Here is a 10,892-nt window from a genome sequence, read left to right on the forward strand (position 1 = left end):
AGTGCTCTTATGTGAGACCATCAGTATCGTATGCAATGATGTAGATACTGCCAGACAAGAGAAAGTATACGTCATGCACAAAACTCGTAATAGCCTTCCTGAAGAGCAACGGGCGAAACTGATCGAGTTGTTAAATCGTCGTCTGGCTGATAGCATCGATCTGATGCTTCAAGTCAAACAGGCGCACTGGAACGTAAAGGGTCCACAATTCATAGCGCTCCATGCATTATTCGGCCAGATTGCTCATGACATCGACGCATACGTTGATCTGCTCGCCGAACGTGTTGTGCAATTGGGGGGCAATGCTGATGGCACAGCATACCTCGTCACGCGCAGGACGTCACTAGACAGATATCCAATTGAGGTCACTAACGGGGAAGGTCATATCGAAGCCGTGGCAACGGTTCTTGCCTCCTTCGGCAAACATGTACGCTATGCTATTGGGCAGGCGACAGATTTGATTGATGCGGATAGCGCGGCTCTCTTCACTGAGATCTCACGTAGCATTGATGCCTGGCTCTGGCTTGTCGAAGCCCACCAACAAGGCACACAGTGAGCGTGAAGGCTCACTGCATAAGCAAAACTACCATGGTCCTGATAGACAACTCTTAACGTTGGATGAAGTTCCTTGCGTGCAGGTACAATGCCAGAGCAAGCAATGGCACATGTATCCAGACGAGGTTGGCAGCAAGCAATTCAGGCAAGTAGATATCAGTCACCGAGCCGCTCGCATCTCCCAGTTCCTCCGCAACTCCGGTCAGAGGGCAGCGACATCTATTCCCTAAAAAGATGATACACTCACCAGCAACAACTCCTGCTGCAATCGCCGTACGTCTATCTTCTTGTCTTTTTAGTCCCGCATAGATAATATATCCCATGCAGAACTCAATAGAAAAGTAGATAAGCGAGTGTATGACCTTCACGCTAACCAGCGCCGGCCTGCGCCAGGCTTCCGGCACAGGTCTTCCAGCAGTACGCGATACTATCACACTAATGACTCTTTTGAGCTTACAGTCAGGTCTCTGGCGATGCTTGCTACCCAGGCATCGATTGCTGCCCAGTCGCGGAAGTCACCTTCAGGTGCCCGCACTGCTTTCAACATTATCCGTTCAGCAAAAGATAGGCGGCTATGATCAAGGGCACCAAAGAAGATGCGCTGATCGCGAGGTTTCAGAGCCTTCTGGAACTCGGCTATCTCCTTAGGTTGTGGTTCGTCATCCTTGACCTCGGTGCCGAGCGGGCCGCTACTGAACAGCCACACCGGACGAGTAGTTAAGATGGTCTGATGGCGATGGACCCACTCTGTAGCCACCTTCAACCAGGACCCATAGTAGATCGCGCTCCCAATGATCAGGGCCTCATATTTTTCAGGGTCCCAAACGGTATCCATCGATCTGGTCTCGACTTGTTTGCCCAGTTCCAAAAGCGTCTTCGCGATACGTTCCGCGATTTCCCTGGTCGATCCGTGCTTGCTGGCGTACGTAATGAGTATAGTCATTTTTGTTCATCCTTTTTGCTATATGATCACAAGCGCAAAAAATTCTTCGATGGCAATACTGCCCGACATATCTTTAGTGCTCATCAGGAATATGAGAAACTACAATGACAGCGTTGATTTGGGTTGGTCGGCTTCCTTTTTTTCTGCGCCTTTTTCCGGCTGCTCAAGAGTTTTTTCTACGCGATGACGAAACCACTTAAGCGTGGCCTGAATTGCCTGAGGCAATGGTGTCGCATGCATACCAAAGGTCTGTTCAAAACGACTGGCATCCAGGATAAATGGCTCATCAAACTGGTAGCGCATCTCAGAGACTTCCCGCATGGTTGGATTGAAAAGACCCAACATTTGTAAAAGTAGTGAAGGTAGAGCTTGTATGCGGGCTTGCTGGCCACTCTCCCGCGCAATCAATTCGATGATTGCACGCGTCGTGCCTGCGGGTGGACTGGGAATATGCCATGCCTGACCCAATGCCTCGTCGCGCTCACCCAAAATCACCAGGGCTTTACCGATGTCTAATGCATAGGTGTAGCTATGCAAAAGGTCAGGATTCCCAACTACCTGCGCCGCCTTGCCCATAAGTATGGGTCCAAAAACACGCTCTCCCAGAGCTGACTCCAGAACATTAGGACCAAAGAAATCAGCGGCTCGCCCGATAGCGACACGTATATCACCGCGTTTGTGTGCGGCAAGCAACTCTTCAGACATACGTGCACGGGTACGCCCCTTCCGGGTTGTTGCCACATAAGGCAGGTCTTCAGTCAGCGGTTTTCCACCGGTTGGACCATACATATAGACATTCTCCATCGCGACCAGTCTGGCTCCAGTTGCCCTGGCGCCGGCCATAATTCCCTGTTGCAGCGGTGGAAACAGCTCGGGCCATTTCGTGTAATTTACATTTGTACAGTTATAAATTACTTCTGCACCCCTGGATAGCTCAATTGCCACATATGCATCGCTTGCATCACCTCCCAAAATCTCTACCCCAACTGGAATATCCGCTTTCCCACTATGGTTCACCATCCGTATGCGTTTACCCTTCACCAACAGTTCCTGCATGACCGCTCGTCCAACTGGACCGGTCCCAAATATGACATGCAATGAATTATTTGCAGCGCTCATTAAAATCTTCCTCCCTGTTAAATAAAATAATGCGAGTAGAATACATATCAGAGGTTATTGCGGTAAAATATGCGCTCCCACATTCATGATGTCACTACGTCATTCACGGCCCGGCGTGGACTGCGTAACCCTTCGTGTGTCGAGTAGCCGAGACGAAAGGTCAAAATTGTCTGCCAGGCAGTATCGCCTACCAGTGTGTGCAAAGCATCGCCAAAGTGTGGGGAAATTCCCAGGACGATCTCTCTGGACGCACGCTCTGTTGCCTGATTAAGTGGTTGCATGGCGAGTGTTTCTTTGGTAGCCCATAGATGCATACGCTCCCACAGGCGCCCTGCACGCACCTGCTGTGTCCGGTCTTGTTTGTTACGTATCGCGAGCAAACCAAACGCTCCGGCGGTCTTAACTTGATCAGCAGTATTCTGCAAGAAACTGGAATCTTGCTGTTCGATAGAGACTGAGGGTAACATCTTTCCAAGGATACGAGTCAGCTCTGGCAGTCCTGCCGCGTCCAGCGTGATACCATCGCGGTGTTGCTGGATGTCTTGCCAGTTCCCACGCCACCATGTGTCGGTATCTACTACATCCTGCACCTTATCGGCCACAAATGCGTTCGCCGCTGCCACTAGAAGATTGCCGACAGACTTTCGCTGCTCTGCATTGGCAAACCAGAGGACGCGTACATCTGGATCGTCGTTCAACGCACTGAGGGCATTCAAGGTCATTGTGGTGACTGGACGTGTGGTGTCATAGGGATAGCGATTGGTGTGACGCAGCGGGATCATGTTGTAGAGAACCGAGACTGGAGCATTTCCAGGTGTCAGTTCAATCCGCGCGACCAGGGTCTCATCTGAAACATCTGGCGCTAAAACGACCTGGGGAGTATATCCATTAGCAGTTGCCGCTTGTAGCAGGTTTTCGAGGGCACAACCCAGACCGATATGCATCTCAATAAGGAAGGGATCAACGGCTCCAAGATTGCGTCGGTTATCAGCAAAGAGGTTGATCTGTGTCTGGGTAACATGAAAGAGCCAGGGCTGACTGTTATGTGGATTGGCAGCCAGGATCGCGGCACGCACAAGATTGAGCGGCCCTTTCGTCGTGGCACGCCAGTCGTCCCATGGCTCATAGGCCGGTCCCTGGCCAGTGCTAAACACCCCTTGATCGGCGGCACGCCAGACTCCGCCACCAGCAACCAGGACAAACGTCCCGGTACCTGCCAGCGCAAACATCTTTCTACGGCTGATCTTTCCGCGAGAGGGGATAGAATTGGAAGTCGTGGGTACGACCTCCTGTGTATTCGATGGTGTGATATCTGTAGACATAGAGAAGCGCTCCTTATGATCCCCCTGCGCGAGCAACAAAGTGTATCCCCTCAGGACCTTCTAGCGAAAATGTATCACCATCTCCCGGTGAGACATCAACCAGGAATGCTGGCCTGCGCCAGCGTTCGTATTGCTCCCGATCAATATAGAATGGGCAACCTTCAATTGCTCCAAGCAGCAGATCGCCATCGCCCAGTAGTAGATCACCTTCCAGCAAGCACATCGGGGAGCTACCATCACAGCAGCCCCCCGATTGCATGAAGATGAGTGAGCCATAGCGGGCCTTCAACCGCACGATTAGAGCACGTGCGGCCTCTGTTACCATCACTTTTTCACTCATGTCATACTCCTAGAAAAGACCCATTGGTTTGGGATCATAGCTGACAAGCAAGCACTTTGTTTGTGAGTAATGATCAAGCATCATAAGATGATTCTCTCGACCAACTCCTGAGACCTTATAGCCACCAAAGGCGGCATGAGCTGGATAGAGGTGGTAACAGTTCGTCCATACACGGCCCGCTTTGATACCCCTGCCCATGCGATACGCTTTAGACATATCGCGTGTCCACACACCAGCGCCCAATCCATAGAGGGTATCGTTAGCCAGTTCAAGTGCCTCTTGCTCATCTTTAAAGGTTGTCACCGCGAGCACTGGTCCGAAGATCTCCTCCTGGAACACGCGCATCTGGTTGTGTCCTTTCAGAATGGTAGGCTTGTAATAGTAACCGCCCGCGATTTCGTCGGAGAGTTGGGGACGCTCGCCACCGATGAGCAATTGGGCACCCTCATCAAGGCCAATCTTGACATAGCGCTCGATCTTCTCAAGTTGAGCAAGCGAGACCTGTGCTCCGACCTGGGTGTCGGTATTGAGAGGATTCCCTTGCTGGATCGCAGCGATACGCTGCAAGACACGCTTCATGAAAGGCTCGTAGATAGACTCCTCAATCAAGGCTCGGGATGGGCAGGTGCAAACTTCTCCTTTATTGAAGGCGTAGAGTACCAGCCCTTCGATCGCTTTATCGAAGAAGGTATCATCGGCGCTCATGATGTCGGCGAAGAAGATATTGGGTGACTTGCCCCCGAGCTCAGTGGTCGACGGAATAATGTTCTGGGCCGCATATTGCATAATCAAGCGTCCAGTTGTCGTCTCACCAGTAAAAGAGATCTTGGCGATACGCTTGTTCGTTGCCAGCGCTTTACCAATCTCTGCTCCTGGCCCGTTAACGATATTGAGCACACCAGCAGGAAGGATATCACCAATCACTTCGGCCAATTTAAGAATCGACCAGGGTGTTGGACTGGCTGGCTTGATAACGGTGCAGTTTCCGGCTGCCAGTGCTGGAGCGATTTTCCATGCGGCCATCAAGAGCGGAAAATTAAAGGGAATGATCTGTCCCACTACGCCAAGTGGCTCCTGGAAGTGGTAGGCAACGGTTTGCTTATCAATCTCAGAGATACGCCCTTCCTCCGCACGGATTGCGCTGGCGAAGTAACGGAAGTGGTCAATTGCGAGTGGCAGGTCGGCGGCCAGCGTCTCACGCACCGGTTTGCCGTTATCCCAACTCTCAGCAACAGCAAGCATTTCAAGCTGCTCTTCCATCGCGTCCGCAACCTTATTTAAGATACGTGCTCGCTCTGCTACTGAGGTTTCTCCCCATGCCTCTTTAGCAGCATGGGCGGCATCGAGAGCGACCTCGATATCTGCCGCTGTTGAACGGGCTACCTGGGTAAATGCTTCTCCGGTTACCGGGCTCAGGACTGTCGTATACCCACCTTTGACAGGTGATACCCAACGTCCGCCAATAAAGTTTTCGTAGCGTGGCTTTACTGTCACGATGCTATCGGAACTTCCTGGTTTACCATAGGTCCGAGACTTTGTAGCTGTGGTCATAATGATTTTTCTTTCTGGGAGAGCAGAAAACAATCCTGGGAAACGTTGCCCTCATGGAGCCCGCCTTCCCCATTTCTTCCACCCTCTAATAGAAAAGGATAACAGTTCAGCATCTCATTGCGGTCACAAATGAGTGCGCCCAACTCACATTTACGTCAAAATTCTATTTTTTACACAATTTTAAATAATTTATGAATTAAGAAGCATCAAAAAGTTTTTCACCCATCGGCCGTGATACATTTCCCCAATGCTTCTGGTGTCTATTGTCTGCGGCATCAAGCCTCTCACTCATCTGTTCAAAGGTGGCAGCATCGATCTCACCCCGAGCATAACGTTGGCCCAGAATTTCTCTGGCTGTTGAAACACTTCCTGACGGCACAGCTATCTGCCGAGCAGGACTGACAACTATGCGCTGATCCAGCCAGCGAATGATGGTCCAACCAATAACAACCAGGATCATAAGCCAGATAGTCGAGCCAAGCATCATCAGTGTCATACTCAACCAGTTCAAACCATATCCCCACATCATAAGGAAGCTCCTTTGTAAATATCTACATATCCCACAGCCTCTTTAGTTCCAGCATATCTGATGAGCGTGAGAAGGTGCGTGAGAAGATGCGTGAGAAGAAGAATAACGATTAAAGCTGCGCGCCAGGGGAAGTATGGCGTAGTTGTTCACTTTTTGTTCAGGAAATATTCATTCCATTGACAAGAGCTTTTTGCGTCTGTTATGCTTTTTTCGTAAACGGTTACGGATAATTTTTGAGCCAGATTGACACAATTTTTTATACTGGATTACGTAAACGGTTACGGATAGCAATTCGGGCTGAACGGCTCGCTATGTTGAGAGGCACCATGTAAATGTCTAACGTCTATTTATGTCTTATGAGAAGCAAAAAACATGATGCCTGCACACACTAAAACTATAGGAAAGGAGGGGGCAGGCCCACACAAACTACGCGAAAGTCAACGGATACCCTCTTCAGTGTTGAAATACATGGGTATGGTAACAACACACAGTATTGCAAGGATGTCAATACAAAATGATATCAACTAGACCGATATCTTTGCTTCAGTAAAAGGAGTAACAACCATGCGTGTCGCCGTATCATCGCGACGTAGATGGGTCAGCGTGATGGTTCTGCTGGCAATGATCGCCACAGAAGTCATCTGCTTCATCAGCAATTCCCCCACGCGTGTAGCCCACGCCGCAAGCCCCATTGCCGGACTACATATCTCTGGAAATCACATTCTTAATAGTAGCGGTCAGGTCTTTATCCCACATGGGGTGAACCGCGCTGGTACAGAGTATATATGTGTCAATAGTAGTAGTGTTTTTGATGGCCCAAGTGATGCCAACTCGGTCGCCGCGATTGCCAGTTGGGGCGTCACTACTGTGCGTGTCCCCTTAAATGAAGATTGCTGGTTAGGCATCAATGGACTCCCCTCCGGTTCCTCTGCTGCCACATACCAGCAGAAGATTATCGATTATGTTAATCTGCTCAACGCCAACAATATGGCGGCCATCCTTGATCTACACTGGGCCGCACCTGGTGGACAGCAATCCACGGGTCAGGATCTCATGCCTGATGCAGATCATGCTGGTGCCTTCTGGACTTCCGTCGCCAATACTTTTAAAAACAACTCGTCCGTGATCTTTGACCTTTACAATGAGCCGCATCCTTCAAGCTGGAGTTGCTGGCTGAATGGTAGTTACGGGGCTAACCAGTCCCCTTGTGGTGATGTCGGATTCGCTGTTGCTGGCATGCAATCCATGGTCAATGCCGTACGTTCTACAGGAGCAGCGAACATCCTGATGGCTGGTGGGCTAACCTGGTCAAATGATCTCTCCCAGTGGTTGCAGAATAAACCCAATGATCCAAAAAATAACCTGGCAGCCTCCTGGCATCTCTACAACTTCAATGGCTGTAGCAATACCGGCTGTTGGGATTCGCAAGTTGCGCCAGTTGCTGCACAGGTGCCGGTGATTACCGGTGAACTGGGTGAGAATGACTGTGGTTCTAACTTTGTCACCTCGGCCATGAACTGGGATGATCAACATGATGTTGGCTATCTGGGCTGGGCCTGGAATCCTTATGATTGTGGTGGATTCCCAGCATTGATCACCAACTATGATGGTACGCCCACCGCCTTTGGACAGGGCATTAAAAACCACCTGCTTTCCCTGGCTCCTCCACCTCCACCTCTTACTCCTGATGCGAGTGGAGCAATTAATATCAATACCGGTGGCAGCGCGACGACCGGCTTCTACGCCGATGGCGACTATAGTGGTGGTCAGACGGCTTCCACAACCAATGCCATTGACACCAGTGCCGTGACCAAACCTGCTCCCCAGGCGGTCTATCAGAGCGAACGTTATGGTAATTTTACCTATAACGTTGGTAACCTGACAGCTAATGCGGCCTATACCGTGCGTCTGCACTTCGCGGAGGTGTATTTCACCTCGGCGGGACAGCGTTCCTTTAATGTCAGCATCAATGGAAACCAGGTCATCAGCAATTTCGATATCTTTGCATCGGCCGGTGGAGCCAATAAAGCCATCGTTAAACAGTTCAATGCCAGCGCCGATGCCAGTGGTACGGTCAAACTCCAGTTCACTTCGGTCGTCAACAATGCCAAGATTGATGGTATTGAGGTCACACCGGCCGGTTCATCCACGCCAACACCGACCCCGACACCTTCAACTACGCCAACTCCAACTCCAACACCTTCAACCACGCCAACACCGACTCCAACGCCCACTCCGGGTGGATCGGTCGCGATCAACTCAGGTGGAAGTGCGGTTGGCAGCTTTGTCGCCGATACAGATGTGAGCGGTGGAACCACTGTCGCGACCACTAATACTATCGACACCAGTGCTGTAACCAATCCTGCTCCTCAAGGGGTCTACCAGACCGAACGCTACGGCAACTTTACCTATACCATTCCCAATCTGACAGCTAATGCAGCCTATACCGTGCGCCTGCACTTCGCGGAGGTCTATTTCACCTCAGCGGGACAGCGCTCCTTCAATGTCAGTATCAATGGAAACCAGGTGCTCAGTAACTTTGATCTCTATGCGGCGGCTGGAGGACAGAACAAAGCGCTTATTGAACAGTTCAATAGCAGGGCCGATGCCAGTGGCACGGTCACAATCCAGTTCACGTCCGTCGTCAACAATGCCAAGATTGATGGTATTGAGATCAACCCTAATACCTCGGGTACGGTTGCGATCAATGCTGGCGGCAACGCCATTGGTAACTTTAGTTCCGATGGTGGAGTCAGTGGTGGGACCACCGTCTCGACTGTCAATACCATCGACACCAGCGCCGTAACCAATCCTGCTCCTCAAGGAGTCTACCAGAGCGAGCGCTATGGCAACTTTACCTATACCATTCCCAATCTGACGGCTAAGGCAGCCTATACCGTGCGCCTGCACTTTGCGGAGGTCTATTTCACCTCGGCGGGACAGCGCTCCTTCAACGTTAGTATCAATGGAACCCAGGCTCTCAGTAACTTCGACATCTTTGCGGCTGCCGGAGGACAGAACAAAGCCATCGTCAAACAGTCCACCACTAATGCCGATACCAATGGCACGGTTACGATCCAGTTCACCTCGGTCGTCAACAATGCCAAGATCTGTGGCATTGAGGTCATTCCACAATAGGAGCAAAACCGTCTTTCTGCCCGGAATGGGTAGGCAGACAGTAACACAACTTATCAGGTAGGTCCAGGGGTATCCTGGACCTACCTTGCGCTATTATAATCTGAAAGAATACTGGGTATCTACTGTTTTGCCCGATATCTATTATAATTATATTCAGAAAATAACCTCAAGAGAAAAAAAGATTTTGCAGATAAAGTAAAGTGGGGCCTGAAAGGATCTCTCTATGGCTAAAAAAATCAATATCCAGGATGTCGCACGTCTGGCCAACGTTTCAACTGGTACTGTTTCACGGGTCATGAATAATAAACCAGATGTTAATCCCGAGACACGCGAACGCATTCTACGTATCGTCGCGGAACAGGGATATGTCCCCAGCGTTACAGCGACCGGACTTGCAGTTGGTCATAATCATTTAATCAGTGTCCTTGTACCAGCGCTGACATGGCCATTGATCCCTGAGATGATGCTGAAGATAGCTGAAATTGTTGAAGACTCCCCCTATGAAATTGTTCTGTATAGTATCAGTAGCTCAAACCACTTGAGCGATTGTGGTAAGGTGATTGATCGTATTCTGGCCACAAGGTTAACTGCAGGACTCCTGGCCATCTTTCCTGGTCAATCAGCTCAGCATCTCACGCAACTTCAGCGACAAGGTTTTCCAGTGGTCCTGATCGATGACCAGAATCCTCCTGTTGAAGGTATTCCCTGGATTGGCGCAGATAATCATGGGGGATCATACAAGGCCACGCACTATCTTATCGCGCTCGGACATCGGCGCATTGCCTACATTCAGGGTCCGATGAAGTACAAGGTCTCGCGTGACCGCTATCAAGGCTATAAAGATGCTCTGCAGGACGCTGGTGTGCCGCTCGATCCCGCACTTGTGCAGGAAGGGGATTTTATGCCAACCGGTGGACTTCACTGTGCCCGAGAGTTTCTAGCGCGTCCAAAAGCAGAACGCCCAACGGCTATTTTTGCAGCCAGCGATCTCATGGCCTATGGTGTGATGTCGGCCGCAGAGGAGTTCAATTTAAGTATTCCCAAGGATCTATCGTTGATTGGTTTTGATGATAATCCCTCTTCCTCACATATGCGACCAGCACTTACAACCGTACAGCAACCCTGCACAGCGATGGGTCAACAAGCGATAGAATTGCTGCTCCAACTGATAAAACAGTCCCGTATGGATCACCACCAGGCATATGAGATTGAAAAGCAGATTTTATTAGAAGATACCCCACGGATCCAGTTCCCAACCAGTCTGGTGCTTCGTGATACCTGTAAAAAACTTCCCAAACGTGTAGCTCATGTTACACCTATCATTGCAAAAACATAAAATCTGTGGTGATAGGCTATGGCCATTTGTTTCTATATCTATACAGGAAGAGGAACCCT

General features: G+C 50.3%; 10 protein-coding genes. 3 read left to right on the forward strand and 7 right to left on the reverse strand.

What is annotated here, in order from left to right; genetic code table 11:
- Window position 1: 1 nt before the first annotated feature.
- The gene (gene dps, locus EL633_RS02570; RefSeq protein ID WP_281275837.1) at window positions 2-556 is read left to right on the forward strand and encodes a DNA starvation/stationary phase protection protein Dps; all 555 of its coding nucleotides are present in this window, start codon (window positions 2-4) and stop codon (window positions 554-556) included.
- Between the two features lie 52 nt (window positions 557-608).
- Here dps and EL633_RS02575 read toward each other — a convergent pair whose 3' ends face one another.
- The 7 genes from EL633_RS02575 to EL633_RS02605 all read right to left on the reverse strand — a co-directional run bounded on the left by EL633_RS02575 (window position 609) and on the right by EL633_RS02605 (window position 6,359).
- Window positions 609-989 (reverse strand): hypothetical protein, encoded by a 381-nt coding sequence (locus EL633_RS02575; RefSeq protein WP_218027405.1) that lies wholly within the window; start codon window positions 987-989, stop codon window positions 609-611.
- Window positions 986-1,498, reverse strand: a complete 513-nt coding sequence (locus tag EL633_RS02580; protein ID WP_126625701.1) for a flavodoxin domain-containing protein — start codon at window positions 1,496-1,498, stop codon at window positions 986-988. The genes EL633_RS02575 and EL633_RS02580 overlap by 4 nt, the downstream gene beginning before the upstream one ends.
- Before the next feature lie 99 nt (window positions 1,499-1,597).
- Entirely contained in the window at window positions 1,598-2,617 is a 1,020-nt protein-coding gene (locus EL633_RS02585) for an SDR family oxidoreductase (RefSeq protein WP_126625702.1), read from the reverse strand.
- Window positions 2,618-2,700: 83 nt separating this feature from the next.
- The gene (locus tag EL633_RS02590; RefSeq protein WP_126625703.1) at window positions 2,701-3,939 is read right to left on the reverse strand and encodes an Acg family FMN-binding oxidoreductase; all 1,239 of its coding nucleotides are present in this window, start codon (window positions 3,937-3,939) and stop codon (window positions 2,701-2,703) included.
- 13 nt (window positions 3,940-3,952) lie between these two features.
- Window positions 3,953-4,279 carry a DUF779 domain-containing protein gene (locus EL633_RS02595; protein WP_126625704.1) on the reverse strand — a complete coding sequence of 109 codons (327 nt, stop codon included), beginning with the start codon at window positions 4,277-4,279 and terminating at the stop codon, window positions 3,953-3,955.
- Between the two features lie 9 nt (window positions 4,280-4,288).
- Window positions 4,289-5,830, reverse strand: coding sequence for an acetaldehyde dehydrogenase ExaC (gene exaC / locus EL633_RS02600; protein WP_126625705.1), 1,542 nt, complete (start codon window positions 5,828-5,830; stop codon window positions 4,289-4,291).
- Between the two features lie 196 nt (window positions 5,831-6,026).
- The gene (locus tag EL633_RS02605; RefSeq protein WP_126625706.1) at window positions 6,027-6,359 is read right to left on the reverse strand and encodes an SHOCT domain-containing protein; all 333 of its coding nucleotides are present in this window, start codon (window positions 6,357-6,359) and stop codon (window positions 6,027-6,029) included.
- Between the two features lie 564 nt (window positions 6,360-6,923).
- Between EL633_RS02605 and EL633_RS02610 the strand changes: the two genes are divergently transcribed.
- Window positions 6,924-9,497 carry a malectin domain-containing carbohydrate-binding protein gene (locus EL633_RS02610; protein WP_126625707.1) on the forward strand — a complete coding sequence of 858 codons (2,574 nt, stop codon included), beginning with the start codon at window positions 6,924-6,926 and terminating at the stop codon, window positions 9,495-9,497.
- A gap of 223 nt (window positions 9,498-9,720) precedes the next feature.
- Entirely contained in the window at window positions 9,721-10,833 is a 1,113-nt protein-coding gene (locus tag EL633_RS02615) for a LacI family DNA-binding transcriptional regulator (RefSeq protein WP_126625708.1), read from the forward strand.
- Window positions 10,834-10,892: the final 59 nt, after the last annotated feature.

It is taken from the genome of Dictyobacter alpinus (assembly GCF_003967575.1).
GTDB classification, from domain to species: domain Bacteria; phylum Chloroflexota; class Ktedonobacteria; order Ktedonobacterales; family Ktedonobacteraceae; genus Dictyobacter; species Dictyobacter alpinus.

What these genes read in the sequence shown, in the direction of transcription:
- EL633_RS02580 (WP_126625701.1), bottom strand. Translation starts at nt 1,498, where the DNA reads ATGACTATACTCATTACGTACGCCAGCAAGCACGGATCGACCAGGGAA.
- EL633_RS02585 (WP_126625702.1), bottom strand. Translation starts at nt 2,617, where the DNA reads ATGAGCGCTGCAAATAATTCATTGCATGTCATATTTGGGACCGGTCCA.
- EL633_RS02590 (WP_126625703.1), bottom strand. Translation starts at nt 3,939, where the DNA reads ATGTCTACAGATATCACACCATCGAATACACAGGAGGTCGTACCCACG.
- EL633_RS02595 (WP_126625704.1), bottom strand. Translation starts at nt 4,279, where the DNA reads ATGAGTGAAAAAGTGATGGTAACAGAGGCCGCACGTGCTCTAATCGTG.
- exaC (WP_126625705.1), bottom strand. Translation starts at nt 5,830, where the DNA reads ATGACCACAGCTACAAAGTCTCGGACCTATGGTAAACCAGGAAGTTCC.
- EL633_RS02605 (WP_126625706.1), bottom strand. Translation starts at nt 6,359, where the DNA reads ATGATGTGGGGATATGGTTTGAACTGGTTGAGTATGACACTGATGATG.
- EL633_RS02610 (WP_126625707.1), top strand. Translation starts at nt 6,924, where the DNA reads ATGCGTGTCGCCGTATCATCGCGACGTAGATGGGTCAGCGTGATGGTT.
- EL633_RS02615 (WP_126625708.1), top strand. Translation starts at nt 9,721, where the DNA reads ATGGCTAAAAAAATCAATATCCAGGATGTCGCACGTCTGGCCAACGTT.